This is a genomic window from Pseudarthrobacter sp. RHLT1-30-1, assembly GCF_059383415.1.
Window position 1 is genome coordinate 55,139 of the sequence record NZ_JBWZCG010000022.1, and the last position, 25,746, is coordinate 80,884.

Annotated in this window: 28 protein-coding genes; 9 read left to right on the forward strand and 19 right to left on the reverse strand. The window is 69.0% G+C overall.

The window, feature by feature from the left end; translation table 11 throughout:
- Positions 1–10 precede the first annotated feature (10 nt).
- Together AC50YM_RS15340 and purD are read right to left on the reverse strand one after the other, a co-directional pair.
- Positions 11–1,000 carry a phosphoribosylaminoimidazolesuccinocarboxamide synthase gene (locus AC50YM_RS15340; protein WP_494957812.1) on the reverse strand — a complete coding sequence of 330 codons (990 nt, stop codon included), beginning with the start codon at positions 998–1,000 and terminating at the stop codon, positions 11–13.
- A gap of 2 nt (positions 1,001–1,002) precedes the next feature.
- Positions 1,003–2,313 (reverse strand): phosphoribosylamine--glycine ligase, encoded by a 1,311-nt coding sequence (purD, locus tag AC50YM_RS15345; RefSeq protein WP_494957813.1) that lies wholly within the window; start codon positions 2,311–2,313, stop codon positions 1,003–1,005.
- A 263-nt stretch (positions 2,314–2,576) separates the two neighbouring features.
- Here purD and AC50YM_RS15350 point away from each other — a divergent pair, with 263 nt between their 5' ends.
- Genes AC50YM_RS15350 through AC50YM_RS15360 form a run of 3 tightly spaced genes read left to right on the forward strand, consistent with a single transcriptional unit; the run spans position 2,577 to position 5,746 of the window.
- Positions 2,577–4,283, forward strand: a complete 1,707-nt coding sequence (locus AC50YM_RS15350; protein ID WP_494957814.1) for a molybdopterin-dependent oxidoreductase — start codon at positions 2,577–2,579, stop codon at positions 4,281–4,283.
- A gap of 36 nt (positions 4,284–4,319) precedes the next feature.
- Positions 4,320–5,336, forward strand: coding sequence for an asparaginase (locus tag AC50YM_RS15355; protein ID WP_494957815.1), 1,017 nt, complete (start codon positions 4,320–4,322; stop codon positions 5,334–5,336).
- Between the two features lie 2 nt (positions 5,337–5,338).
- On the forward strand, positions 5,339–5,746 hold the full coding sequence (locus tag AC50YM_RS15360; protein WP_494957816.1) for a sterol carrier family protein: 408 nt from the start codon (positions 5,339–5,341) through the stop codon (positions 5,744–5,746).
- Positions 5,747–5,839: 93 nt separating this feature from the next.
- On the opposite strand, the gene AC50YM_RS15365 is transcribed toward AC50YM_RS15360, so the two are convergent.
- Both AC50YM_RS15365 and AC50YM_RS15370 read right to left on the reverse strand, forming a co-directional pair.
- A complete protein-coding gene (locus AC50YM_RS15365) occupies positions 5,840–6,601 on the reverse strand; it encodes an SDR family oxidoreductase (protein ID WP_494957817.1) in 762 nt (253 codons plus the stop codon).
- A 62-nt stretch (positions 6,602–6,663) separates the two neighbouring features.
- The gene (locus AC50YM_RS15370; RefSeq protein ID WP_494957818.1) at positions 6,664–7,032 is read right to left on the reverse strand and encodes a hypothetical protein; all 369 of its coding nucleotides are present in this window, start codon (positions 7,030–7,032) and stop codon (positions 6,664–6,666) included.
- Between the two features lie 83 nt (positions 7,033–7,115).
- Between AC50YM_RS15370 and AC50YM_RS15375 the strand changes: the two genes are divergently transcribed.
- Positions 7,116–7,991: a CHAD domain-containing protein gene (locus tag AC50YM_RS15375; RefSeq protein ID WP_494957819.1), complete on the forward strand. Its 876-nt coding sequence runs from the start codon at positions 7,116–7,118 to the stop codon at positions 7,989–7,991.
- A gap of 32 nt (positions 7,992–8,023) precedes the next feature.
- On the opposite strand, the gene AC50YM_RS15380 is transcribed toward AC50YM_RS15375, so the two are convergent.
- From AC50YM_RS15380 to AC50YM_RS15390, 3 genes are all read right to left on the reverse strand, one after another.
- Complete coding sequence (locus AC50YM_RS15380; protein ID WP_494957820.1) at positions 8,024–8,767, reverse strand: HAD family hydrolase; 744 nt, start codon at positions 8,765–8,767, stop codon at positions 8,024–8,026.
- 34 nt (positions 8,768–8,801) lie between these two features.
- Entirely contained in the window at positions 8,802–9,110 is a 309-nt protein-coding gene (locus AC50YM_RS15385) for a hypothetical protein (RefSeq protein WP_494957821.1), read from the reverse strand.
- A gap of 124 nt (positions 9,111–9,234) precedes the next feature.
- Positions 9,235–11,028 carry a glycoside hydrolase family 15 protein gene (locus tag AC50YM_RS15390; protein ID WP_494957822.1) on the reverse strand — a complete coding sequence of 598 codons (1,794 nt, stop codon included), beginning with the start codon at positions 11,026–11,028 and terminating at the stop codon, positions 9,235–9,237.
- A 91-nt stretch (positions 11,029–11,119) separates the two neighbouring features.
- On the opposite strand from AC50YM_RS15390, the gene AC50YM_RS15395 reads away from it, so the two are divergent.
- Together AC50YM_RS15395 and AC50YM_RS15400 are read left to right on the forward strand one after the other, a co-directional pair.
- Entirely contained in the window at positions 11,120–11,857 is a 738-nt protein-coding gene (locus tag AC50YM_RS15395) for a DUF72 domain-containing protein (RefSeq protein ID WP_494957823.1), read from the forward strand.
- Between the two features lie 61 nt (positions 11,858–11,918).
- Positions 11,919–12,989: an App1 family protein phosphatidate phosphatase gene (locus AC50YM_RS15400; RefSeq protein WP_494957824.1), complete on the forward strand. Its 1,071-nt coding sequence runs from the start codon at positions 11,919–11,921 to the stop codon at positions 12,987–12,989.
- Positions 12,990–13,040: 51 nt separating this feature from the next.
- On the opposite strand, the gene AC50YM_RS15405 is transcribed toward AC50YM_RS15400, so the two are convergent.
- The 4 genes from AC50YM_RS15405 to AC50YM_RS15420 all read right to left on the reverse strand — a co-directional run bounded on the left by AC50YM_RS15405 (position 13,041) and on the right by AC50YM_RS15420 (position 16,274).
- Entirely contained in the window at positions 13,041–14,597 is a 1,557-nt protein-coding gene (locus tag AC50YM_RS15405; RefSeq protein WP_494957825.1) for a GH1 family beta-glucosidase, read from the reverse strand.
- Between the two features lie 235 nt (positions 14,598–14,832).
- Positions 14,833–15,222, reverse strand: a complete 390-nt coding sequence (locus tag AC50YM_RS15410; RefSeq protein ID WP_494957826.1) for a hypothetical protein — start codon at positions 15,220–15,222, stop codon at positions 14,833–14,835.
- A 111-nt stretch (positions 15,223–15,333) separates the two neighbouring features.
- A complete protein-coding gene (locus AC50YM_RS15415) occupies positions 15,334–15,738 on the reverse strand; it encodes a J domain-containing protein (protein WP_494957827.1) in 405 nt (134 codons plus the stop codon).
- Between the two features lie 110 nt (positions 15,739–15,848).
- Positions 15,849–16,274 carry an Hsp20/alpha crystallin family protein gene (locus tag AC50YM_RS15420; protein WP_494957843.1) on the reverse strand — a complete coding sequence of 142 codons (426 nt, stop codon included), beginning with the start codon at positions 16,272–16,274 and terminating at the stop codon, positions 15,849–15,851.
- Positions 16,275–16,434: 160 nt separating this feature from the next.
- Between AC50YM_RS15420 and AC50YM_RS15425 the strand changes: the two genes are divergently transcribed.
- The gene (locus AC50YM_RS15425; RefSeq protein ID WP_494957828.1) at positions 16,435–16,728 is read left to right on the forward strand and encodes a MerR family transcriptional regulator; all 294 of its coding nucleotides are present in this window, start codon (positions 16,435–16,437) and stop codon (positions 16,726–16,728) included.
- On the opposite strand, the gene AC50YM_RS15430 is transcribed toward AC50YM_RS15425, so the two are convergent.
- Complete coding sequence (locus tag AC50YM_RS15430) at positions 16,725–17,033, reverse strand: MmcQ/YjbR family DNA-binding protein (protein WP_494957829.1); 309 nt, start codon at positions 17,031–17,033, stop codon at positions 16,725–16,727. The two genes, AC50YM_RS15425 and AC50YM_RS15430, sit on opposite strands and share 4 nt — an antisense overlap.
- A 106-nt stretch (positions 17,034–17,139) precedes the next feature.
- Positions 17,140–17,922, reverse strand: a complete 783-nt coding sequence (locus AC50YM_RS15435) for a phosphatase PAP2 family protein (protein WP_494957830.1) — start codon at positions 17,920–17,922, stop codon at positions 17,140–17,142.
- 111 nt (positions 17,923–18,033) lie between these two features.
- Here AC50YM_RS15435 and AC50YM_RS15440 point away from each other — a divergent pair, with 111 nt between their 5' ends.
- On the forward strand, positions 18,034–19,170 hold the full coding sequence (locus AC50YM_RS15440; protein ID WP_494957831.1) for a DNA alkylation repair protein: 1,137 nt from the start codon (positions 18,034–18,036) through the stop codon (positions 19,168–19,170).
- 62 nt (positions 19,171–19,232) lie between these two features.
- Positions 19,233–19,442, forward strand: coding sequence for a hypothetical protein (locus tag AC50YM_RS15445; protein ID WP_494957832.1), 210 nt, complete (start codon positions 19,233–19,235; stop codon positions 19,440–19,442).
- Between the two features lie 119 nt (positions 19,443–19,561).
- Here the strand turns inward: AC50YM_RS15445 and manD are convergent, their stop codons facing one another.
- From manD to AC50YM_RS15475, 6 genes are all read right to left on the reverse strand, one after another.
- A complete protein-coding gene (gene manD, locus AC50YM_RS15450; protein WP_494957833.1) occupies positions 19,562–20,791 on the reverse strand; it encodes a D-mannonate dehydratase ManD in 1,230 nt (409 codons plus the stop codon).
- Positions 20,792–20,854: 63 nt separating this feature from the next.
- Positions 20,855–21,838, reverse strand: a complete 984-nt coding sequence (locus AC50YM_RS15455) for a sugar kinase (protein WP_494957834.1) — start codon at positions 21,836–21,838, stop codon at positions 20,855–20,857.
- Positions 21,839–21,879: 41 nt separating this feature from the next.
- Positions 21,880–22,596 (reverse strand): bifunctional 4-hydroxy-2-oxoglutarate aldolase/2-dehydro-3-deoxy-phosphogluconate aldolase, encoded by a 717-nt coding sequence (locus AC50YM_RS15460; RefSeq protein ID WP_494957835.1) that lies wholly within the window; start codon positions 22,594–22,596, stop codon positions 21,880–21,882.
- Between the two features lie 5 nt (positions 22,597–22,601).
- Positions 22,602–23,750 (reverse strand): galactonate dehydratase, encoded by a 1,149-nt coding sequence (gene dgoD / locus AC50YM_RS15465; protein WP_494957836.1) that lies wholly within the window; start codon positions 23,748–23,750, stop codon positions 22,602–22,604.
- A gap of 6 nt (positions 23,751–23,756) precedes the next feature.
- Positions 23,757–24,641, reverse strand: coding sequence for a carbohydrate ABC transporter permease (locus AC50YM_RS15470; protein WP_494957837.1), 885 nt, complete (start codon positions 24,639–24,641; stop codon positions 23,757–23,759).
- Positions 24,638–25,591, reverse strand: a complete 954-nt coding sequence (locus AC50YM_RS15475) for a carbohydrate ABC transporter permease (RefSeq protein ID WP_494957838.1) — start codon at positions 25,589–25,591, stop codon at positions 24,638–24,640. The genes AC50YM_RS15470 and AC50YM_RS15475 overlap by 4 nt, the downstream gene beginning before the upstream one ends.
- Positions 25,592–25,746 lie beyond the last annotated feature (155 nt).

The window sequence follows — 25,746 nt, forward strand, 5'->3', positions numbered from 1 at the left end:
CCCGTGGTCATTACAGCTCGGCGAAGGTGCGCCCGGTGAGCTTCTCGTACGCCTCCACGTAGCGGCCGCGGGTGCGGACGACGACGTCGGCGGGCAGCGCCGGCGGCGGGGCGTCCGAGGACCTGTCCCAGCCGGATTCGGCCGAGGTCAGCCAGTCGCGGACGTACTGCTTGTCATAGGACGGCTGGGCCTTGCCCGGCTCGTAAGTGGCGGCATCCCAGAACCGTGAGGAGTCCGGGGTGAGCACCTCGTCGCCGAGGGTGATGACGCCGGTGGCGGCGTCGAAGCCGAACTCCACCTTGGTGTCGGCGAGGATGATGCCGCGGCCGCGGGCGATCGTCTCGGCCTTGGTGTAGATCTCCAGCGTGAGCTCGCGGAGCCGGGCGGCGATGTCCGCGCCGACGAGTTCGACGACGGCGTCGTAGGTGATGTTCTCGTCATGCTCACCCACCTCAGCCTTCGCGGAGGGGGTGAAGATGGCCTCGTCGAGCCGTGACCCGTCCACGAGTCCGTCCGGCAGCGGGATGCTGCACACCGTGCCGGACTGCCGGTACTCGAGCAGCCCCGAGCCTGTGAGGTAGCCGCGGGCGATGCATTCGACCGGGAACATGTCCAGCTTCTTGCAGATCATCGCCCGGCCCTCGACGGCGGCGGGCACGCCGGCGTCGACCGTGGAGGCCAGCACGTGGTGCTCCACACCGAGCTGTTCGAACCACCAGAGGCTCAGCTGGGTCAGGATGCGGCCCTTGTCCGGGATCTCGCTGGCGAGGACGTGGTCGTAGGCGCTGATCCGGTCGCTGGCGACGACGAGGACGCACTCCTGGCCGATCCGCTCCGTGATGGATGCGTCGGACGGGACGTACAGGTCGCGGACTTTGCCGGAGTAGATGTGCTTCCAGCCGGGCAGGTCCAGCGTCGCGGTGTCCAGGCCGGTCTTCGGCGCGGAGGCGGGCGCTGTGGTCTCTGTGGGTTCCGGGGCGGAGGATTCGGGGGTGCTCATGCTCAGGCCTTCGCTTTCGTGGCGCCGGGGCTGCCGGGCGTCTTGACCTTGATCTCGCCGCGGGCCGCCTTGCCTCCGATGTCGGTGCGGAACTGGCTGCCGTCCAGCTGGACCAGCTCAACGCCGTCGTAAGCCCGTTCCCTGGCCTCGACGAGGTCGGTGCCCAGCGCCACCACGGCCAGGACCCGGCCGCCGGCCGAGACAACCTTGCCTTCGTCGTCGAGCTTGGTGCCGGCGTGGATCACGTGGACGCCCTCGATCGACTCGACTTTTTTGAGCCCGCGGATCCGGTCGCCGGTGCGCGGGGTGTCCGGGTAGTTTTCGGCGGCGACGACGACGGCGACCGCCGTGTCCTTGGACCAGCGCAGCGGCTGGACCTTGTCCAGTTCGCCCTTGGCGGCCGCCATCAGCAGCCCGCCGAGGGGGGTCTTGAGGCGGGCGAGCACGGCTTGGGTTTCCGGGTCGCCGAAGCGGACGTTGAATTCGATCACGCGGGTGCCGCGGGAGGTCAGCGCGAGGCCGACGAAGAGCACGCCGACGAACGGGGTGCCGCGGTGCGCCATCTGGTTGACCGTGGGCTGGGCGACGCGGTCGATGACTTCCTGGACGAGGCCTTCGGGCGCCCATTCCAGCGGGGTGTAGGCGCCCATGCCGCCGGTGTTGGGGCCTTCGTCGTTGTCGAAGATCCGCTTGAAGTCCTGCGCCGGGGAGAGCGCCACGGTGTTCAGTCCGTCGCAAAGGACAAACACGGAGACCTCGGGGCCGTCGAGGAATTCCTCGATCACTACCGTGCCGCCGGCGTCGAAGCAGCTCTGCGCATGCGCGAGTGCCTCGTCCCGGTTGTTGGTGACGACGACGCCCTTGCCGGCAGCGAGTCCGTCGTCCTTGACCACGTAGGGGGCGCCGAACGTGTCGAGCGCGTCGGAGGCTTCCTCGGCGTTGGCGGCCACCCGGGCCATGGCGGTGGGGACACCGGCCTCGGCCATAATTTCCTTGGCGAAAGCCTTGGAGGCTTCGAGCTGGGCCGCGGCCTTGCTCGGACCGAACACGGGGATGCCGGCGGCGCGGACGGCGTCGGACACCCCGGCGGCAAGCGGCGCCTCGGGGCCGACGACCACCAGGTCGACGGTCAGTTTGGCGGCCAGGGCCGCGACGGCGTCGGGATCGTTCGCGTCGATGGCGTGTGTGGGAACCAGTTTGCTGATGCCGGCGTTGCCCGGGGCCGCGTGGACCTCGGAGACCTTCGGGTCAGCAAGCAAGGATCGGACAATGGCGTGTTCGCGGCCGCCGGGGCCGATGACTAGTACCTTCACAGTTCCCAAGGGTACTTTGTGGACCCGGCAGGCTCCTAAGCCGTGACCGCCACGGGACATGCCCAGTCCTGGCCGCGCCCACAGCCGCCCCGCGGACCCACCCGCGGACCCACCCGCCGCCCCACCCGCGGCCACGGGACATGCCCGGTCCTGACCGCACCCACAGGACATAGTGCCAACATGTCCACCCCTGAACGCCATGGGAGGGCATGTCCCACCCGGGGTGCGGCAATCCGCGGCGGGCGCGGCTCCGAAGACCAGATATGGACAAGCCCAGCACGCAGACGCCCCGCGCGGAAGAACCCAGCCGCGGAAATTCCGCCCGGACGCCGCCGGGGAGAGACTCACGGACGAAGCGGCTGAACGGACCCACCGCCCTGGCCGCGCTGGCGGGAGTGGCGGCGGCCGCCGTCGTCCTGTCCGTCGCCGAACTGGTGGGCGCGTTCTTCACCGCGCGGGCGACGCCGCTGATCGCCCTCGGCTCGACCTTCATCGACTTCACTCCGCCGTGGCTGAAGGATTTCGCGATCGCCACGTTCGGCACCAACGACAAGCTCGCCCTGTTCGCCGGGATGGCTGCCACCATTGGGCTGCTCGCCTGCGTCCTGGGCATCGTGGCGTACCGGAAATGGGCTCTGGGCGTCCTGGGCGTGCTGCTGATGGGCGCTGTGATCGTGGCGAGTGTGGTGACCCGGGCCGGAGTGCGTCCGGTGGACGCCATTCCCTCACTGGTCGGCACCGCGGCCGGGCTGATTGCGCTGCGGCTCCTGATCACGATGCTGTGGCGGACCCGGCAACACCAGCGGCCGGACACGGACGCGGGCAACGAAATGAACCCAGGCCCGGGCCCGGACCACGCCGCAGCGGACCCGGACCGGATCAGCAACGGGAACCGTCCGGCCGCCAGCCGCCGCGCGTTCTTTGCCGCCACCGGGGTTACCGCCGCGGCCTCGGCCATCGCCGCGACGGGCGGACGCCTGCTCAGCGCGGCCCGCAGCAACGTGGCCCAGGCCCGCGAATCCCTGCAGCTGCCCGCGCCGGCGAAAGCGGCCCCCGCTGTCCCCGCCGGGGTGCAGTCCAAGGCCCCCGGCGTGACACCGTGGCTGACACCCAACAACGACTTCTACCGCATCGACACCGCCCTGAGCGTGCCCGAAATCAACGTCCAGGACTGGGAACTGCGGATCCACGGCCTGGTGGAGCGGGAGGTCCGGCTCAGCTTCCAGGACCTGCTGGACGCGGAGCTGATCGAATCCCACGTCTCCCTGACCTGCGTGTCCAACCCGGTCGGCGGGAACCTGGCCGGCAACGCCAAATGGCTGGGCATGCCCATCCGTGACGTGCTCAAGATGGCCGGGCCCACGGCCGGCGCCGACATGGTGCTCTCCACCTCGATCGACGGCTTCAGCGCCTCGACTCCCCTGGAAGTTCTCCGGGACGACCGCGACGCGATGCTGGCGATCGGCATGAACGGTGAAGCCCTGCCGCTGGAACACGGTTACCCTGTGCGGATGGTCGTGCCCGGCCTGTACGGCTTTGTGTCGGCCACCAAATGGGTGGTGGACCTCGAAGTCACCCGCTTCGCGGACAGCCAGGCCTACTGGACGCGGCGCGGCTGGTCGGAGCGGGGCCCGATCAAGACCATGGCCCGGGTGGAAGTCCCGAAGTCCTTCGCCAGGGTTCCGGCCGGGCGGGTCGCGATCGGCGGCACCGCCTGGGCCCAGACGCGCGGCATCACCAGGGTTGAGGTCCAGATCGACAACGGGCCCTGGACCGAGGCAACCCTCTCGGACGAGGCCTCACTGATCACCTGGCGGCAGTGGTCCTTCGACTGGGAAGCCACGCCGGGGCCGCACTACATCAAGGCCCGCGCGACCGACGGAACAGGCGAGGTCCAGACGGACCAGCGTGCGGATCCGGTGCCCGACGGCGCCTCGGGCTGGCAGTCGCTGATGGTGACCGTGGAGTAACCGGCGTATCCCCACCGGGCACCATAGACTTGCTGCATGCCCCTGAATTCACACGCCACCTTCACCGTCGAGTCCGCCGTCGAACTGGCCGTCGTTGAACGCAGCGGCTTTGTGGAGTCCCGGCACATCGGCTCCGCCGTCCTCATTGCCGGGGACGGCAGCGTCGTCACCGAACTGGGCGACATCACGACGCCGATCTTCGCCCGGTCCACGCTCAAGCCGCTGCAGGCCCTCGCCTCGATGCAGTCCGGCGTGCCCCTGCGCGGCGCCCAGGTGGCGATCGCCTGCGGCAGCCACGTCGGCTCGCTGGACCACATGGACGTCGTCGAGGGCATGCTCAAGGCTGCGGGCGTCCGGGAAGAGCAGCTCCAGTGCCCGGCAGCCTGGCCGGAGGATGAGACCGCCCGGAACTGGCTGGTCCGCTCCGAACGGGGCAAATCCAAGCTCGCTTTTAACTGCTCGGGGAAGCACGCCGCCTTCCTCTGGGCCTGCACGGAAAACGGCTGGGACACGCACAGCTACCTCGAACCCAACCACCCGCTGCAGCAGCGCATCCGCTCCGTGATCGAGGAATACACCGGCGAAAGCATCGCCCACCTCGGCATCGACGGCTGCGGCGCCCCCGTGGCCGCCGTCTCCCTGACCGGACTGGCCCGGGCCTTCTCCAAACTGGCCAAGGCCCCCGGGGACAAGAACTCCAACGCCCGTGCCGCCACGATCGCCACCTCGATGCTGGACTACCCATGGGCGGTGCAGGGCAAGGGCGAATGCAACACCATCGTCATGGACGACCTCGGCATCCTCGCCAAAATCGGCGCCGAGGGCGTGCTGGTGATGGCCACGCCCACCGGCGCCTCCGTCGCCATCAAAGTCCTCGACGGCAACATCCGGGCCACCACGCTCGTCGGGCTGACCCTGCTCGCGGCCGCCGGCGCCGTCGACGTCCCGGAAGTCGCCAGTGTGCTGGACAAGGTGGTCACCCCCGTGCTCGGCGGCGGCCGGCCGGTGGGCAAGATCCGTCTCGGCCACGCCGTCTCGGCGCTGCTCGACTAGCCATGGCCGTAGCCCGACGCCGGATCGCCGTCGATGAGGGCCTCGCCGCCCTCGCGGCCTGGCAGGCAGCCAACGCTCCGGCGTCGGGCGCTGCCCCCGCCGCCGGCCAGGACTCCGGCGCCCCGCTCCCCCGCGCCACAATTGCGACGGCGGTCCGCTACTCCCTGGAGGAGGTCACCGCCCGGGCACCCGGAAATTCGGTGGAGGTCCGGGTTCCGCCGTTCGGCGTCACGCAGTGCGTGGAGGGCCCCCGGCACACCCGGGGCACTCCGCCGAACGTCATCGAGTGCGACGCCGCCACCTGGCTGGCGATGGTCAGCGGACAGTTGGGCTGGGCAGACGGCCTGGCTTCCGGCAGGGTGGCCGCCTCCGGGCTGCGCGCCGACCTGTCCGGCCTGCTGCCGCTCTGACAGGCCTGCGCGCCGACCTGTCCGGCCTGCTGCCGCTCTGACAGGCCTGCTGCCGCTCTGACGGCGTGCCCCCTGACCGGCTTGCTCCCTGCGCTACCCGCGACCGATGAACGGCATCCCGGCCGCCGTAATCACCAGGGATCCGACGCTGGCCGAGGGTGGCATCCCGGCCATCAGCAGCACCGCCCGGGCGGCGTCCTCCACCGGAAAGGTCGGCTCCACGCGGCGGCTGCCGTCGGCCTGGACCGCCCCGGAGCCGGTACCGATTGCGTCCATCAGCTCGGTGGCCGTATTGCCGATGTCGATCTGCCCGCAGGTGATGCCGAAGCCGCGGCCGTCGAGTTCGATGCTTTTAGTCAGCCCGGTCACGGCGTGCTTGGTGACGGTGTAGGCGACCGTCCGGGGCCGGGGTGAATGGGCGGCGATCGAGCCGTTGTTGATGATCCGCCCGCCCTGCGGCGACTGCGCCTTCATGGCCCGGACAGCAGCCGCGGCACACAGCATGGACCCGGTCAGGTTCACCGCCACCGTGGCGTCCCAGTCCGCCGGGCTGATCTCGTCCACGGAGCCGGCCGGGCCGAACACGCCGGCATTGTTGAACAGCACGTCCACGCGGCCCCAGTGCTCGAGCGCGGTGGCGAACAGCCGTTCGACGTCGTCGGGCACGGTGACGTCGCAGGGAACGGCGAGGGCCTGGGCATGGCCGGCCCCGGTCTCCAGCAGTTGCGCTTCGCGCCGGCCGGCCAGCACCACCCGGTACCCGTCGGCGAGCATGAGCCGGGCGACCGCCCGGCCGATCCCCGAACCGGCGCCGGTGACTACCGCTACTCGGCCGGGCAGATGCTGTCGTGTCATCCGGCCAGCGTATGCCGAGATCCTGCGCCAGGACAGAGTTCCGGCAACATTGCGGCGACGTGTCAGCCCGCCACGGGCGGCCCGTCCCCACGCTGTCCGCCCCGGGGCGGCCCGTCCCCCGGCCGGCCGGACTGGCGCCGGGACTGGCGGCCGGTGCGGTAGCCGGACCAGAACGCGAGCAACAGCAGGCCGGCACCCAGCAGCACGACCCCCGCCCATTTCTCCGCATCCATGATCAGCAGGCCCTGACCGGCGAAGACCTGCTGGGATAGCGGGGCATAGGCGAACCAGCCGAAGTTTTCCTGCCGCACCGGAAGCAACAGCAGGACCACACCCGCCACGAGCAGTGCCGCGGCCAGAAGCGGCGCCGCAAACCCCGCCAGCCGTCCGGCGCGGGACGGCCAACCCCCATTTCCCCCCATTGGACTCATGGACACACTGTAACCGCTGCTCAGGGTGCCGGTGCGTGTCCTTTGGGACTTGCGCGGGGCAGCACGTGGCAGCACAGTGAAGCATGGCAACCACCGCTGGAGACGCCCTGCTCGCCTACCTTGCCGAGCAGTTTGCTGAACTGCGCGTTCAGGCCCCGGGGGTCCGCGCGAATCAGGCCGAAGCGATCCACAAGATGCGTGTCGCAGCCCGCCGGCTCCGTTCCCTGCTCGCCTCCGGCCGGAAGCTGTTCGAGGACGGCGCTGCGGAGGATCTCCGCTCCGAACTCCGCTGGCTCGCCGGGACGTTGGCGCCGGCCCGGGATCCGCTGGTGGTGCAGGCCCGGCTCCGGGAACTGCTGGCCGCGGAACCCGACGAGCTGGTTCTTGGCCAGGCAGCTGCCCGGATCGATGAGGAGCTCGACGCCGCCGCTGCCGCCGGCTTTGAGGGTGCCCTCGCCGCGCTCGACAGTGAGCGGTACGGCCAGCTGCTGGGCCGGCTTGAGGCCTGGCTCAACGCCGGCCGTCTGTCCGGGAAGGCGTCCCGGCCGCCGCGGAAAACCATCCGCAAGTTTGTCGCCAGGGATGAGAAGCGGCTGCGGCGCGCGATCGAGGGACTCCCCGCGGCGGAGGACCGCACCGGCGCAAGGGATGTTGGGCTGCACGACGTCCGGAAGGCGGCGAAGCGGCTGCGCTATTCCGCGGAACTGGCCGAATCGCTCGGCGGCAGGGGGGCCGGAAAAGCGCGGCGGACGGCCAAGGCGGCGCGCAAGATCCAGACCTCGCTCGGGCAACACCAGGACAGCGTCGTGGCCCGGTCCCTGCTTGCTGATCTCGGCGGGCGCTCACTGCGCAGCGGCGAGAACGGCTTCACCTACGGCCGGCTGCACGCCAAGGAAGAACAGCTGGCCAGCAGCGCGGAGGCCGATTTCCTCAGAGTGTGGCGGAAGTTCTCCGCCTGAGGCCCAGCTGACGCCGCATTCGTATGCGCTTGTCAGGTCCGGTTGGCGCGGGCGGCGAGCCGTCCGATCGCACTGTCTGCGAGGTTCTCCAGCAGTGCCCGGGGTCCGGCGTAGACTTCGACGGCGCCGGCTTCCCGGAGTTCGGCTTCGCTGGTCCCGCCGCAGGTCAGCCCGATGGCCGGAATGTCGAGCTTCCCGGCAGCGTAGACGTCCCAGACCGCGTCGCCCACATAAACGGAGTCCGACGCCTGCACCCCCAAGGCGTCAAGGGCGGCAACAAGGATGTCCGGCGCCGGCTTGCTCTCCTTCGCGTCGGCGGAACTCGTGGCGGCGTCAATAGCGTCGTCGGCGCCGATCGCGGCCCGCAGCACTTCGAGGTCGCGTTCCCGGGCGGAGGAGGCCAGCGCCACGGCGAGGCCGCCGTCGTGGCACCGCACCAGCAGCTCTCGAGCCCCATCCAGCGGTGTCAGCGAGGGCCAGAAGGTGGAGAACACGGCCGCGTGCGAGGTCATGATGGTGCTGTCGCCGTCGGGATCCCGGTCGGCCGGCAGCAGCCTGGCGAGCAGCCTGTCCCCGCCCATGCCGACCGAGCGGTGGATGCTCGCCATCGGCACGTCGTGACCGGCCTGCCGGAAGGCCTGCCACCACGCCAGGGTGTGGAGGTAAACGGAATCCACCAGGGTGCCGTCGACGTCGAACAGCACGGCGGCCCTGCGCGACCGATGCGACGGCGCGGCGGTGACCTGGGGCGCGCTGCCCGGACCCGGGAGGCTCACGGGATCAGGGCTGGCCGGATCAGGGCTCGTGGACTCAATGATGGGCGCGCGCTCTCTTTCCGGCTGCCAGCGAACCGCCGGACAGGGAAGTGCCGCGGCCTGCACCCCCGGCGGATCGCTTGCTCAGCCTGGACAGCGGACCGGCCAACGCGGCCTGCCCGCCGGCGCTGCGGTCCCGGATCAGGCCGGTGCCGGCGATTTCGCGTGCCTGGGCAACACCGGCCACGGCTGCCCTCTTGGTCGGGAACGTGACGGTCACTGCCATCAGGCTGCCGGCACCGTCCAGCATGCGGATCCGGTAGCCGCCGTCGGGCGCATCCACCAGCTCGAAATATCCAGCCATCGCACTCTCCTTCATCCTTCGCCCCACCTTTGGGATATTAGTAAGTGTACTTATCTAATGGCCGGACGAAAACCCTGCTCCCAGCGACTGCAGCGGATCCGCCGGGGGCGCCGCCGCTCCGTGCTCAGCGCCCGTGGAGCGGGGTGTCGCTGCGGTGCACGCCGTCAGCCTTCAGCTCCAGGGCGCTCATCACGAGGGCGAAGTGGCTGAAGGCCTGCGGTGTATTGCCCAGCTGCCGCCCTTCCTCCACACCCCACTCCTCGCTGAGGAGTCCGACGTCGTTGCGCAGCGCCAGCAGCCGCTCGAACAGCTCCTTGGCCTCGTGATGCCGGCCGGCCCCGATCAGCGCTTCCACCAGCCAGAAGGAACAGGCAATGAAAACGCCCTCGTCGCCGGGCAGGCCGTCGTCGCTCTCGGCCGGCTTGTAGCGGCGCAGGAAGCCATCGTGGGTGAGTTCGCGCTGGACGGCATCAATCGTGCCAATGACGCGCGGGTCATCCGGGGCCAGGAACCCGACGCGCGGGATGAGCAGCAGGCTTGCATCGAGCTCCGGCCGCCCGTAGGACTGCACGAAGGTGTTGCGCTCGGCGTCGAACCCGTTGGCCATCACTTCGGCGTGGATGGTGTCGCGCAGTTCCTCCCAGCGGTCCGCCGGGCCGGTCAGGCCGAAGTCCCGGACGCCCTTGACCATCCGGTCCGCCGCCACCCAGGCCATGACCTTAGAGTGGGTGAAATGCCGCCGCGGACCGCGCATCTCCCAAAGCCCGTTGTCCGGCCAGCCCCAGGCCTTCTCGAGATGCTCCATCAGCGCCACCTGGAGGTCCCAGGATTCGTCAGTGTGCTCCAGGAGCGAGTTCCGGGTCAGCGACAGGCAATCGAGCACCTCACCCCAGACGTCCAGTTGCAACTGGCCTGCCGCACCGTTTCCGGTCCGCACCGGGAAGGAGCCTTCGTAACCGCGCAGCCAGGGAAGTTCCGCCTCCGGCAGCCGGCGCTCGCCGTGGATTCCGTACATGATCTGCAGGTCTGCCGGGTCGCCGGCCACGGACCGCAGCAGCCAGTCCCGCCATGCGGCGGCCTCCTCGGTATAGCCGGAGGCCAGCAGCGCCTGAAGCGTCAAGGTGGCGTCGCGGAGCCAGCAGAACCGGTAGTCCCAGTTCCGGGTGCCGCCGATCTCCTCCGGCAATGACGTGGTCACGGCCGCCACGATTCCGCCGGTGGGCGCGAAAGTCAGCGCCTTCAGCGTGATCAGCGAGCGCTGCACTGCCTCGCGGTAGGCACCTGTGACGGTGCACTGGGCCGACCAGTGCTGCCAGAATGACTCGGTGGAGACGAGGGATTCCTCGGGATCCACGGTCCGCGGCCGCCGCAGATGGCTCGGCGCCCAGGTCAGCACAAACGGGACCCGTTCGCCGGCCTTGACGGTGAAGTCGCTGATGGTCTGCATCCGCTCGCCCCGCAGCGGCGCCTTCGTCACCAAATAGGCGGCGTCGGGGCCGGCGACCGCGTGGATCCCGTGCTCGTCGTGGCGTACCCAGGGAATGATGTGGCCGTAGTCAAAGCGCAACACCAGCTCCCCGCGCATCCGGACCGTGCCGCGGATGCCCACAACGATCCGCACGATGTCGGCCACCGTATCCCGCGGCGGCATGAAATCGATGACCCTGACTTTTCCGGTGGGCGTCTCCCACTCGGTTTCCAGGATGAGGGTGTCCTTGCGGTAGCGCCGGCGGGTGCATTCGCCGCCGCCTTCCGGAGCCAGCAGCCAGCGGCCGGACTCCGGGGTGTCCAGCAGGGCGTTGAAACAGGCGGGCGAGTCGAAGCGCGGCAGGCAGAGCCAGTCGATCGAACCTTCGGTGCTGATCAGGGCCGCAGTGTGCAGATCGCCGACCATTGCGTAATCTTCAATGCGAGCCATGGGACTTAGCGTGCCACACCCCTCTGGCTGCGGACCAGCGTCCGAACGTTCCAAGGATTCGTGTTCCGGAAATCCGCGAAGGGGAGGCAGGATGAACGGCACAGCGCACATTGGCACCAGCGGCTGGAGCTACGACCACTGGGAGAATGTGCTCTATCCGCCCGGGCTGCCGGCGCGGGACCGGCTGGCGCATTACGCCGCGCGGTTCAGCACGGTGGAGCTCAATGCCAGCTTTTACCGCTGGCCCCGGGACGCCTCCTTCGCCAGCTGGCGGCGACGGCTCCCGCCTGGATTCCTGCTCTCCGTCAAGGCCCCGCGGGGTCTGACGCACGCGAAGAAGCTGTACGCGCCGGAGGTCTGGATCGAGCGGATTGCCCGCTGCTGGCACGAGCTTGGGGACAAACGGGCGGTGCTGCTGGTCCAGCTGCCGCCGGCGTTCGCCCGGGACGATGCCCGGCTGGAGTACTTCCTCACGGCGCTGCCCGGCTGGATCCGGGTCAGCGTGGAGTTCCGCCATGCCAGCTGGGACCACCCGGACGTTTATGCGCTGCTGGAACGGCACGGCGCCGCCTACTGCATCATGAGCGGCGCGGGGCTGCCCTGCGTCCTGCGGGCAACCGCGCCGTTTGTCTACGTCCGGCTGCACGGCCCCGACCAGGAGTACCTCTACGGCGGCTCCTACCCGGACCAGGACCTGTGCTGGTGGGCGGACCGGATCCGCGAATGGCAATCGGCCGGCAGGGAGGTTTTTGTGTACTTCAACAACGACGGCGGCGGGAACGCCGTGCGCAACGCCGACGCCCTGCGCGGACTGCTCGGCGCTGCCTGAACCCCGGGCAGGCCCGGCCGCAGTCCGTGCCCGGACCGGCCCCGTGTGGCAGAGTGGAGGCATGAAATTGGCGTCGCAGCAATCACCCCAGCAGCAGCCGGTCACCGGCACCCGGGCTTTCCGTCTGGCGCACTGGGTTTCGGATACGTTCAACGGGTACCGCCTGCAGGCCGCGAAACGCTGGGATTTCGTCCCGCAGACCATCGGCTACCAGGGGTACGGCTCCACGGACTGGGTCCGGGTGCTCGGCCGGGTGGTGCTCACCACCAGGCCGAACCCCGGCAGCCGGGAAGAGCACGCCGCAAAGAACGGGAACCAGAACATCCGGGGCTGGCGCGCCTTCACGTCCGTGCCGATCCAGTTCACCGAAGTGACGATCGAAATCGGCGGAGTGACCGCCCGGGTGCATGCGGACCGCGGCGGACTGGTGGACACGATCGTCAAGGTCTCCCTCTCCCCCGGGTGGCACACCGTGGTGCTGCGCGCCGAAGGCACGGAGCCGACGGAGGCGCGGATTTTCGTGATCTCGCCCGACGCCAAGCTGGGGATCGTCTCCGACATTGACGACACCATTATGGTCACTGCCGTGCCCCGGCCCTTCCTCGCGCTCTGGAACACGTTTGTGCTGAACGAGCGGGCCCGGATGGCGACGCCCGGCATGGCCGTGCTGATGGACCGGCTCATGGTCGAATACCCGGAGGCGCCGGTGATTTACCTCTCGACGGGTCCGTGGAACGCCGCGCCCACCCTTGCCCGGTTCCTGAGCCGGAACCTGTATCCCTCCGGCGCCCTGCTGCTCACCGACTGGGGCCTGACCCAGGACCGCTGGTTCCGCAGCGGCCAGGAGCACAAGCGCCGCAACCTGGAACTGCTCGCCGAGGAGTTCCCCAACATGCGCTGGCTGCTTTTCGGCGACAACGGCCAGCACGATGAATCGATCTACTCGGACTTTGCCCGGCAGCACCCCGACAGCGTTGCCGCCGTCGGCATCCGCCAGCTCTCGGCCGGCGAGGCCGTGCTGGCCGGCGGACACTCGGACTCCGGTGACCATACCGGCGCCCCCGTCCCGTGGCTCTACTCCCCCGACGGCGCCGGACTGGCCAAGGGCCTGCTGGACCGGGGCCTCCTCTAGCCTTCCGCCCGCCGGCCTGCCGCCTGCACTGACGCCGAAGGAGGCCTGCCGCTATCCGACCGGGTGGGGCCGGTCGACGTCGGACGGCTGCACCGCGGCGCCGCCAGACAGGACCTCGGCGGCCACCGCCGCGGACTCCAGCGCTGCGGGAGGCTCCGGGACGGCGTCCCGGAGCCGGGCAGCGAGCACTTCCTGGAGCCAGTAGAACGAGGCCTTCCTCGTGCGTTGCTGGGTCTCGCGGTCCACGTGCAGCAGTCCGAACTGTTGCCGGTAGCCGCCGGACCACTCGAAGTTGTCCATCAGCGACCACACGTAGTACCCGCGCAGCTCGATCGATTCGGCCGCGCCGCCGGCGGACGTCGCTTCCACCGCTGTCGCGATGTGGTCCGCCAGGTAGCGCACGCGGCGTTCATCCGGGATGATGAGCCGGCCATCCGGGTCCCGGATTTCGAGGTCCTCGAAGCTCGCCCCGCCCTCGGTGATGTAGACGGGCGGAAGGTCGGGGTAGCGCTCGGCCATCTCCGCGAGCGCGACAGCCATGTACTCCGGTTTGATCGGCCAGCCGTACGCGGTGATCTCAGTGTCCGGGAACGAGGCGATGTGGAACGGCGCGCCGGGTGCGGTGCCGCTCAGGTCATCACCCATGGCCGCGGCCATCCCCTCCGGCACGGCGCCTTCGCCCGGTCCTGAGGCCACCCGCGTTGGCATGTAGTAGTTGAGCCCGTAGAAGTCCAGCGGCTGCGAGATCAGCTCCATGTCCTCGCTGGACGGGCTGAATGAGGAAAACCATGTGGCGGCCCGGATGGCATCGGGGTACTTGCCGAGCAGGACGGGGTCGGCGTAGAGCCGGTTCTGGGCCATGTCCATCAGGCCGGCGCTGAGCTTGTCCAGCGGATTCACGGAGGCCGGCACCATCGGCGAATACACGTTCGTGATCCCGATGTCGCCCGGGACGTTGGCGGCCCGGAGAGCCTGCAGCGACAGTCCGTGGCCCAGGAGCTGGTGGTGGACACTGGGCAGGGCTTTCAGCATCAGGGATTCGCCCGGTGCGTGCATCCCCAGCATGTAGCCATTGGTGCTGACCGTGGCGGGTTCGTTGACGGTAACCCAGCGGACCACCCGGTCGCCGTAGGCCGCCGCGGCGATCGCGGCGAACTCACCGAGCCGGTAGGCGGTGTCCCGGTTCATCCAGCCGCCGGCCTGGTCCAGTTCCAGCGGCGTGTCCCAGTGGTACAGCGTGGCCATCGGTGCGATCCCGTTGGCCAGGAGCAGGTCGATCAAGCGGTCGTAGAAGTCCAGGCCCGCGGGGTTGACCGGCCCGCTGCCGCCGGGCTGGATGCGTGGCCAGGACAGGGAGAACCGGTAGGAATCGACCCCGAGCTCCTTCATCAGGGCCACGTCTTCGGGCATCCGGTGGTAGTGGTCGCAGGCAACGGCCGGGCTGTGGTCCTCCACGATCGATCCGGGGGTGCCCGCGAAGACGTCCCAGCCCGACGGACCGCGGCCGTCCTCGTCCAGGGCGCCTTCGATCTGGAAGGCCGCCGTCGCCACGCCCAGGGTGAAACGCGACGGCAGAAGGGCGGCCAAGTCCTTGGCGGAAGCTTTCATCAGCGGATTCCCCTAGATAGTTTCAGTCAGGATAGTTTCGGGCAGTGGACTGATTTTAGGCCTCCGCGCATCCCGGCGCCACGCGCCGGTCCGCGGGCGGGTCGTGGGCGGGTGGGCCGTGGTCCGCAGGCGGGTAGGCCGGCCTCGCGCGGCGGGCTCGACGGCGGGTAGGCACTGCGGCGCGCCGCGCCCGCCGGCGGGCCTCCCGCTGCGCGCCCGGAAGGGATCCGCCTGCTCAATACACCGACGCCTCAGGCCCGAACAGGAAGTCCTTGGCGTGTGCCACGGCCTTCTTGAATGCGTCGTTGCGCAGGGCCTGGAGCTGTTCGGTCTCTTCGGCCGAAGGTTCCAGGTAACTCGTGTAGCCGGGCCTCAGCACCCAGATGTCGCCGGCCGGCGGGAGATAGAAAACCCCGAAGGAGCGGTGCTGGCTGTCGTCCACCGTCCAGATGGGGACCACCGCGAGTGCTGCACCGGTGTCGATATTGATCCACTGCGCCCGCGGAAGCGGCGCCTCGCGGGCCTCCGGGTCTAGAAAGGGTGCTGTCCCCTTGCCCCACCGGGCCTCGAAACGCTCGTGGAAGACCGGCATCAGATGTGAATCGTAGCGGCGCCATGCGGTCATGGACGCCCTCCTTGTCTTGTGCTTGTCGTGCTGGTCCTTGTGCTTGCAGTGCTGGGTGGTGTTTGCGCCGGAGTGCTGGCGCCGGAGTCGTGGCGGGGTGCCGGGCCAGGATCACCACGGCCCGCGCTCCCACTGCACCGGAGTGACCCGCAGTACCGGCTGCTCCGTCCGGTGGTGCCGGACCGGAACCTCCCGGCTTCCGGTGCTCTCCGGGCTTCCGGGCCTTCCGGTGTTTCCCGTGGCAGTACCGACTGACCCCGAGGTACTCCTGCCCGGGTCGTACGCTGCCCGTCGTTTCGGATCCCGCAGGACCGCGGAAGCCTCCAGGATGCGCCGCACGTCGTCGCCGCCACCGGTCCCGGTGTCAGCCCCGGCCCCGGTGTTCGCCCCGGAGGAGGTGCCGACGTCGGGATGGCGGAGGCGCATCAGTGCCCGGAAAGCGCGCTGGATCTCGGTTGGGGTCGCATCCGGCGTCACGTGCAGTGCCGCATAGTGGCCCCGCGGGTCGCGGTTCATCCCTTCACCCCCGTCCGTCAGGCCAGACAGGGACCAGACGGCGCCGGCCGCGGCAGGCGACGTCTGGCCCCGGATTGAGCACCGGGCTGGATGGATTCCGTCCGCCCCGGCTACTTGCTGATCTCGTGCATCTGGTCCTGGCTATGGTTGATCTCGATCTTCCGCGGCTTGGCTTTCTCCAGCACCGGAATGCGGAGAGTCAGGACGCCATCGGCGTACTGTGCCTTGACCTTTTCGGTGTCCAGCGTGTCGCCGAGGATGAGCTGGCGGCTAAAGACGCCGCGCGGCCGTTCCGCGGCGATCAGCTCCACGTTGGGCTGCGTCGGATCGCGCCGTTCAGCCCGGACCGTCAGCACGTTGCGCTCGATGTCGAGGTCCACCGAGTCAACGTTGACACCGGGAAGATCGAACGCGACGACGAACTCGCCGTCCTCCTGCCATGCGTCCATCGGCATCGCAGCGGGCCGTGCGGCCGTTCCGAAGACCTGCTGGGTCAGCCGGTCCAGTTCCCGGAACGGGTCCGTGCGCATCAACATCATTTCTCACTCCTTCATGCGAGACTTTTGTCTTTTTCTGTATCCAGCCGGATCGACTATCTATGGTGGTGGATATAGATTTTTTATAGCACCGGTGCGACACTGATGCAAGGGGAAATCAAGCATTTATCGGCACGTCGAAGCACCGCAGAGGAGAACCGTGACGGATCGTGGTCAGGAGTTGGGTCTCTATGCGATCTCCGTGGTGGCCCAGCTGATCGGAACGGGGCAGCAGAACATCAGGCTCTACGAGCGGCGGGGCCTGCTGACCCCGGACCGCACCGCGGGGGGAACGCGGCAGTACAGCGACGCGGATCTCGCGGTGCTCCGGCGGATCAGTGTACTGCTGGAGGAGGGGCTGAATCTGGCCGGTGTGGCCAAAGTCCTGGAGCTCGAAGCGGCCAACGCCGCCCTGCACAGTGAGCTGGCCCGGCTCCGCTCGCGCCGGCCCTAGCGCCGCCCGCCGGCCGCGATGCGGTGGGATTCCTCGAGGAGCTCGCCCAGCTCCGCCAGCCCTATCCGATCCAGCCGCACGAGCACCAGCAACGGTGAACGCTCGTGATGCGGGGTCCAGAAGTAGGTTTCCGGGTCCGTTCCCGCGAGGGCAACACGCTCCCCGGTCTTGACCGTGAGCACGCCGTCTTCCCAGATCCGGGCCATCAGCGTGGCCGCGAACCAGGCGGGCCTCCCCCAGCTGGGCCGCTCCACCACCCCGGGGAGCGCGAGGGCGGCGCGGCGGACATCCTCTTCCGTTGCCATGCCCAACTGTCGCACCGCGGGGCGGGCAAGGCAACGCCGTGGCGGGTCGGCCGGCCCGGCTGTGGCGCGGGCCGGCCGGCTCCCACATACGGCGGGCGGGGCGGAATTAGTCCTGGCTGGTATCTGCCTTGGAGAGCTCGCCGGTGATCTGTTCGCCGCGGATGCGTGCTGTCCGCCAGGTGTCCAGCGCGATCACCCCGCCCAGGATCACGAACGAGATGGACAGCGAGGCGAGGGCATCCGTCAGCCAGTGGTAGCCCAGGTAGAGCCGGCTCACGGCGGCGAAGAAGATTCCGACGCCCGCCAACAGGAAACCTGCGACCGCGGCAGTCCGGTTGCGCCGCCGGGAGATGATCAGGAAGGTGGTGACCAGCAGGAAGTCGCAGGCTCCCAGGACGTGCCCGGAGGGGAAGGAAAAGGTGAAGTCTGCGCCGAACAGCATCAGGTCCACCGGCGGGCGCTGGCGCCCGATGGTCCGCCCGATGATCTGAGCCAGGATGACACCGGTCAGCATGGCGCCGGCGAGGAGCATCGGCCGCCAGGCGTGCTTGGCCAGCAGACCCCAGGCAACGGTCACCACAAGAACGATGATGGGCAGCGCCACAGGGCCGAAGACGATCGCGAGGAAAATCATGATGGCCGTCAGCGGTTCGGAGCGGAGCGTCAGGAGCCACGCGCGGACGGGTTCGTCGCCCGAGGAAAGGCCGTCCTGCTGGAGTACCCCGGCAAGGATCGAGAAGAACAGTACGGCGCCCACGACCGCGAGGCTGACGGCGATGCGGTACAGGTTTTTCCGGTCCTGCCCGCTCATGTAGCGTTCCTCCACGACGAACTTGTCGTGGAAGACCCGCCACCAGCCGGGCGAGTTCTGTGATTGTTCCTGCGCCATTTCCCGCATCCGCCTCTGTACCGTGTGTGGACTCGTTCTTCGTGAAGAATATCCCGGTTCCGCCTCTGCCGCGCTGTTCGAGGCCGCGCCACCTCCCAGTAGCCTGAAGCAATGGGCGTGATGAATGAACTGATCAACCCGGGCGTTGTCCGCTCGCTGGAACGGATCCTGGCCGCGGCCGCACCCGGCAGCACCTTCCCGGGCCTGGCCGCCGCGGCCGGAGGGCTCGACGAACTGAGCCTGCGGGAACGCACCGATCTCCTGAGCCGGGCACTGCTGGCTGACCTGCCCGGGAATTACGGCGGCGCCGCGTCCATCTTCCGCCGGGCGCTGGAGGATCCGGACTTCACCGGCTGGATGATCTGGCCCGTGACCGAGACGGCGACGACGCTGGCGCTTTGCTCCCCGGAGCCCCGCGACTTCGAGGACTGCCTGGCGCTACTCGCGGAGCTGACACCGCGGCTTACCGGCGAGTTCGCGATCCGGCGGCTCCTCGCCACCGACCTGGACCGGGCCCTGGCCGTCATCCAGACGTGGACGGACCACCCGGACTGGCACGTCCGCCGGCTCGCCAGCGAGGGCACCCGGGCCTACCTGCCGTGGGCGATCCGCGTCCCGGCGCTCACCGCCCGGCCCGAAGCCACCCTGCCGATCCTGACCGCCCTGTACCGGGACCCGGTGGCTGATGTCCGGCGCTCGGTGGCGAACCACCTCAACGATCTGGCCCGCCACGCCCCCGACGAGGTCGTTGCGACGGCGGCCCGGTGGTTGGACGCCCCGGACGAGAACACGCCCCAGGTGGTCCGGCATGGGTTGCGGACCCTGCTCAAGAAGGCCCATCCCAGAACGCTGGAGCTGCTGGGGTTCCCGCCGGCGTCGCTGACGGTGACGCCGCCCCGGCTGGACCGCTCCGTCGTCGAGCTTCCCGGCGAGCTCGAATTCGATTTCGAGATCGCCAATACCGGTCCGGCCGACGCGCGGCTCGCCGTCGACTACGTGGTGCACTACGCCAAGGCCAACGGCGCTCTCGCGGAGAAGGTTTTCAAGCTCGGCACGTCCGTCCTCGGGCCGGGTGAGTCGCGGAGATTTTCAAAGCGCCACGCGTTCCGCCAAATGACGACGCGGCGCCATCACCCGGGCGCGCACTTACTGGAACTGCAGGTCAACGGCGTGCGGTACGCGCCGACCGAATTTTTGGTCCGGACCGGCACCGTCGCTGCCCAGCGCGGTGATTTGACGGGCCTATAAATATGACGTTATTGTCGCTTCAATCATTGGGGCCGATGAGTAACCCAAGAAAGAGCAGTGCGATGACGACAGTAACTGAATGTATTGAGATCCAGGTCGACAACCGCCAGGTTCTGGACGAACGGCTCGACGACGCCGTGCGCGGACTCCAGCAGATCGCCATGGCATCCGGCACGCAGGGCATCCTGCTCACCCGCCACAAGGCCGGCCACTACACGGCGGCTCTGTCCGACCAGGTTCCCTTCGGCATGACGCGGGAACGCACTAACTGACCCCGCGTTGGTGGTGGGGCTGGGGCGCTGGCCTCCAGCGCAACAAAGCCAGGTCCCGGGCGGCGGAGCATCGACTCCCGCCCGGGACCTTTTTTGTGTCCGGCGTCAGGCGCCAGCCGTCACCAGTCGTGGACCGTTCCGTCGACGAGGCGGTTGTAGGGCAGGTAGGCCTGCTGGTAGGGGTAGGCTGCGGCGGCTTCCTCGTTGAACTCGACGCCGATGCCGGGTTTGTCCCCCGGGTGCAGGTACCCGTCGACGAACGTCATCGACTGCTCGAAGACCGTGTTGGTCGCCTCCGAGTGCTGCATGTATTCCTGGATCCCGTAGTTATGGATCGCCAGGCCCACGTGCAGCTGAGCGGCGAACCCGACCGGGGAAATGTCCGTGGGCCCGTGGAACCCGGACTTGATCTGGTACTGCGCGGCGAAATCCATCACCTTCTTCAACGGGCTGATCCCGCCGAAGTGCGTCGACGCGGCCCGGACATAGTCGATCAGCTGTTCCTTGATGATGGTCTGGTAGTCATACACGGTGTTGAAAATCTCCCCGATCGCCAGCGGCGTCGTGGTGTGCTGCCGGACCAGGCGCAGCGCCTCCTGGTTCTCCGCCGGTGTGCAGTCCTCCAGCCAGAACAGGTCATAGGGCTCCAGCGCCTTGCCCAGCTTCGCGGCCTGGATCGGCGTCATCCGGTGATGCCCGTCATGGAGCAGCGGCAGCTCCGGACCGAACTCGTTCCGGACCGCCTCAAACACGGACGGCAGGTGCCGCAGATACGCCCGGGTGTCCCAGTCCTCCTCGACCGGGAACGCGCCCCGGCCGGCCGGTTCATAGTCATACCGCTCCCCCGATGCCTGCGCCTGCGCCGCGACCCCGTACACGGCCTTGATCCCCGGCACCGCGGTCTGGATCCGCACCGACTTGTAGCCCAGCTCCAGGTGCGCCCGGACCGAATCAAACAACGACTCCAGGTCCGCGCCGGAGGCATGCCCGTACGCGCGCAGCCCGTTCCGCGACGCCCCGCCGAGGAGCTGGTACACCGGCATGTTCGCCATCTTGCCCTTGATATCCCACAGCGCCATGTCGACCGCGGCGATCGCGGCCATTGTCACCGGACCCCGCCGCCAGTACGAGGACCGGTACAGGAACTGCCAGGTGTCCTCGATCCGGTGCGGGTCCTTCCCGATCAGCAGCTGCGCGACATGCTCCTTCAGATACGCCGCCACCGCGAGCTCGCGCCCGTTCAACGTCGCATCCCCTATCCCGGTCACCCCGTCATCGGTGGTAATCCGGAGGGTCACAAAGTTACGGGACGGACTGGTCACAAAAACTTCCGCGGCAATGATTTTCACAGTTGGTCCAGGCTTTCGGTGTCGGTCTGCGGTGGATGGAACAGGGTTGATGGATCCGGAGGTCTAACGCTGCGTGGTTCCGCTGGGGGTGGTACCGAGCAGCATCAGCTCGTCCCGGTTCGGCAGGCCCTCCCAGTCACCGGCAGTGCTGACGGCGAAAGCCCCCGCGAGGGCGCCGCGCTGCAGGCGGCCGGCCACGTCCTCGCCGTCGAGCAGGGCGGAGAGATAGCCCGCGGTGAACGCATCGCCGGCGCCCACGGTGTCGATGCTGGTGACCGGCACGGCGGGCGTTTCCCACCGGCCTGCCGCGGTGTGGACGCCGGCGCCGGCCGCTCCCCGCTTGACCACAACCTCCCGGACCCCGCAGTCCAGAAGTTCGGCGGCGAGGGCCGTTTCGGCGTCGTCGGCGCTGCCGGCATGCCCTGGCCCTCCGGAGACCAGCCCGAGTTCGTCGTCGGAGGCGATCAGGATGGTGGCGTGCCGGGCCAGCGGGGTAAGGACGGCCCGCGCCTCGTCCCGGGACCAGAGCTTGCTGCGGTAGTTGACGTCGAGGGAGATTTCCAGGCCCTCGCCGGCGGCGCGGGCGGCGGCGTATTCCACGGCCCGCCGCGCCTCCGGGCTGAGGGCGGCGGTGATCCCGGTGAGGTGCAGGACGCGGGCGCCGTTGTGCAGGGCCCGGTCGACGTCGGCCCGCTCCAGCGTGGAGCCGGCGGAACCGGCGCGGTAGTAGAAGGCCCGGGTGACGTCGGCGGTGCGCTGCTCGAGGAACATCACGCCGGTGCTGCGGCTGCCGTCCACCCGGTGCCGGACCGCGATGCCCTCGCTCCGGAGCTGCCGCAGGATGAACTCACCGTGCGGGTCGGCGCCCACGACCCCGGCCCAGCCCACCCGGTGGCCGAGCCGCGCGACACCGACGGCCACGTTCGATTCCGCCCCGGCCACGTGCATGCCCAGCGAGCCGCCCGCGGTCAGCGGCCCGGCGGAGCGCAGCGAGACCATGGATTCGCCGAGGGTCACGAGGTCAGGGGTCCCGGCGCCGGGAGTCACCGCAGGCTCGCAGCGGCGATCCGGCGTCCCGGCGCCGGGAGTCACCGCAGGCTCGCAGCGGCGATCCGGCGGTCGAATTCCGCTGCGAGCGCCACGAATCCGCGGGCGCGTTCACGGACCGGGGCCAGGTCGCCGCCCGATCCGGCGGTCCCGAAGAGCGGGCTGCCCAGACCGACGGCGACGGCGCCGGCCTGCCAGTAGCCGGCCGCCTCGTCGAGCCCGACGCCGCCGACAGGAATGAAGGGGATCCCGGGGAACGGGTCCAGCAGGGCCTTGAGGTACCGCGGTCCGCCGATGGATGCGGGGAAGAGCTTGACCGCGGTGGCGCCGCGGGTCATCGCCTCGTAGGCCTCGGAGGGCGTCAGCGCCCCGGCGAGGACCGGGATGCTGTGCGCGGCGGAGGCGTCGATGGACTCGGCCAGCGCCGGGGTGACCATAAACTGGCCGCCGGCCGCGGCGACGTCGTCCACGTCCTGGGCAGTCAGCACGGTGCCGGCCCCGACGAAACAGCCGGCCGGGGCCGCGGCGCGGACCTCCCGGATCGCCGCGAGGGCATCCGGCGTGGTCAGCGCGATTTCGACGTACCGGAAGCCTTCGGCCATCACCGCGAGGGCGGCCTGCGCCGCGGCGCGGCCGTCCGTGCCGCGCACAATGGCGACCAGCCGGGTCGCCCGGATTCCGGCCAGCAGGGCCTCGGGGGTCAGGGCCTCCGAGGTCAGGGCCTCGGGGGTCAATATCTCGTTTGTGCCGTCGGTCATCTCAGTCACCATTCTGCGTAGGATCCGTCGTTGTGCCGCCAGACGGGTCCGCGCCAGGCGTGGCCGCGCTTGTCCGCGGCGCGGACCACGGCCTCGTCGATTTCGATGCCGAGACCCGGGCCGGCCAGGCGTTCGATGTGGCCGTCCACGAACTTCAGCGGGGACTTGTCCACCACGTAATCCAGGACTTCGGCGCCCTGGTTGTAGTGGATCCCGATGCTTTGCTCCTGGATAAGGAAGTTCGGGGTCGCGAAGCCCACCTGCAGGCAGGCGGCCAGGGCCAGGGGCCCGAGCGGGCAGTGCGGGGCCAGCTGGACCTCGTAGATTTCCGCGAGCGAGGCGATCTTGCGGACCTCCGTAATACCACCGGCATGGGAGAGGTCCGGCTGGGCCACGGCGATGCCGGCCTGCAGCGCGGGCAGGAATTCCTGCCGGCTGTACAGCCGCTCACCGGTGGATACCGGCGTCGTGGTGGAGGAGGTGAATTCGCGCAGCAGGTGGGTGTTTTCGGGGACCAGTGGTTCTTCGAGGAAGAACGGCCGGTAGGGTTCCAGCAGCGGCGCGACGCGCCGGGCGTTGGCGAGGCTGAAACGGCCGTGGAAGTCGACCGCGACGTCGCGGTGGTCCCCGAGGACCTCGCGGGCGGCCGCGACGCGGCGGACGACGCCGTCGAGCTCCGCCACGGTGGCGATGGGGCTCATCCGGCCGCTGGCGTTCATCTTGACGGCGGTGAGCCCGACCTCCAGCTGGGCGCTGATCTGGTCGGCCACCTCGTTGGGCTCGTCCCCGCCCACCCAGCCGTACATCCGGATCCGGTCCCGGACGTGGCCGCCCAGGAGCTGGTGCACGGGGGTATTGAAGTGTTTGCCCGCGATGTCCCACAGGGCCTGGTCCAGCCCGGACACGGCGCTGGCCAAAATGGGTCCGCCGCGGTAGAAGGAACCCTTGGTCATCACCTGCCAGTGGTCCTCGATCCGGAGCGCGTCGTTGCCGATCAGCACCTCCGAGAGCTGCTCGACGGCGGTGCGGACGGTTTCGCTGCGGCCCTCGCAGGTGGCCTCGCCCCAGCCGACGATCCCGCTCTCGGTCTCGATCCGGACGAAGAGCCAGCGCGGGGCGACCAGGAAGGTTTCAATTCTTCTGATGAGTGTCATGGTGGCCTAGCCCTTGGTCGCGCCGGCGGTCATGCCGGAGACGATGTACTTCTGCGTGAAGAGGGCAATGATCATGATCGGGATGGTGACCACGGTGGCGGCCGCCATCAGTCCGCCCCAGTCGATGCTGGCGTAGGAGACGAAGTCGAAGATTGCGACCGGCAGGGTCTTGGTCTTGGAGCCGGAGAGCACCAGGGCGAACATGAAGTTGTTCCACGAGAAGATGAAGGACAGGATGCCGGCGGTGGCGATTCCGGCGACGGAGAGCGGGAGCGTGATGCGGCGGAAGGCCCCGATCGGGGTGAGCCCGTCGACCTGGGCCGATTCCTCGAGCTCGAGCGGCATCGAATCGAAGTAGCTCATCATGATGTAGACGATCAGCGGCAGCGCCACGAACATGTGGCTGAGGATCAGCACCTCGAAGCCGCCGACCATGCGCAGGTTGGAGAACACGTAGTACCACGGCACCAGCAGGGAGACGCCGGGGATGACGCGGGCCATCAGGACCACCAGGGCCGAGCGGTGCATCGTGAAGCGGCTCATCGCGTAGGCCGCCGGGACGCCCAGGACCAGGGAGAGCACGGTGGAGACGAAGGCCACCCAGAAGCTGTTGAAGATGAAGATGAAGTAGTTGTTGCGCTGCAGCACGTTGGCGTAGTTCTCGGTGGTGGGGCTGAAGAGCAGCGCCTTGCCGGTGTCGTAGATGTCCACGTTGGTCTTGAAGGAGGCCAGCAGCATCCAGAACAGCGGGGCGATCAGGAACAGCACCACGGCGATCAGGGCCACGACGCGGAAGACCTTGTACGCACGGGTGGCCAGTGGCTTCCGGCGGCGCGGTGCCCTGGGGGTCCCTGCCGCGGAGCCGGTCTGGGAATCGGTCAGGACGGTCATTTGGTTACCGCTTTCTTGCGCATGGTCAGCAGCCACATCGAGCCGACGATGATCATAAAGAACAGGATCAGCACCGCGGAGGACAGCCCGTACTGGTTGTAGTCGAAGCTCAGACCGTAGGCGTAGACGTTGAGGGTCTCCACCTCGTGGAAGGAACCGCCGCCCTTGCCCTTGGTGGCGTAGAGGATGTCGAAGGTCTTCAGGGCGTCGATGCCCCGGAGCAGGATGGCCACAATCACGGTCGGCATCATCAGCGGGAGGGTGATGTAGAAGAAGCGCTGGAAGGAGCTGGCGCCATCCATCCGGGCCGCCTCATCGGGCTCCTCGGAGAGGGAGGTCAGGCCGGCGAGCAGGATGAGCACCACCATCGGGGTCCACTGCCACACATCCATAAAGATCGTGGTGCCCAGGGCGGTGTCCTGCCCGGACAGCCACGGCTGCGCCGGGATGCCCACCATGCCGAGGAGCTGGTTGGCGAAGCCGATGTTGGGATCAAAGATCAACCGCCACATCATGCCGACGGCCACGGGGGTTGCGACCAGCGGCAGCAGGATGGCCACCCGGACCCACTTTTCGCCCTTGAAGGGCCGCCACAGCAGCAGTGCGATGCACATGCCGAGCACGACTTCGCAGACCAGCGCGACGCCGGTGAAGGTCAGCGTGCGGCCGACGGCGGGCCAGAAGCGGTCCATGTCGGACAGGACCGTGAGGTAGTTTTCCAGCCCGATGAACTCGGAGGCGGCGCGGACTGACCCCTGCGAGTCGGTGAGGCTCAGGTAGAGGGTCCAGGCCAGCGGGAAGACGATCAGGACGCCGACGAAGATCATCGCCGGGGCCGCGAACAGCCACTTCCGGTGCCGGTTGGCCCAGGCGGAGAAGTTCTCACGCGCGCCGGGAGGGCGGCCGGCGCTGCGGGCAGGCGCGCTGCGGGAGGGGTTCAGTACAGACATGGTTCACCTAAGGAGTCGGGGGTGAAGTGACGAGCGGGCCGCGGGGGGGGGGGGGGGGGGGGGGGGGGGGGGGGGGGGGGGGGGGGGGGGGGGGGGGGGGGGGGGAGGGGGGGGGGGGGGGGGGGGGTGGTGTTTTTTTTTTTCTTCTTTTCTCT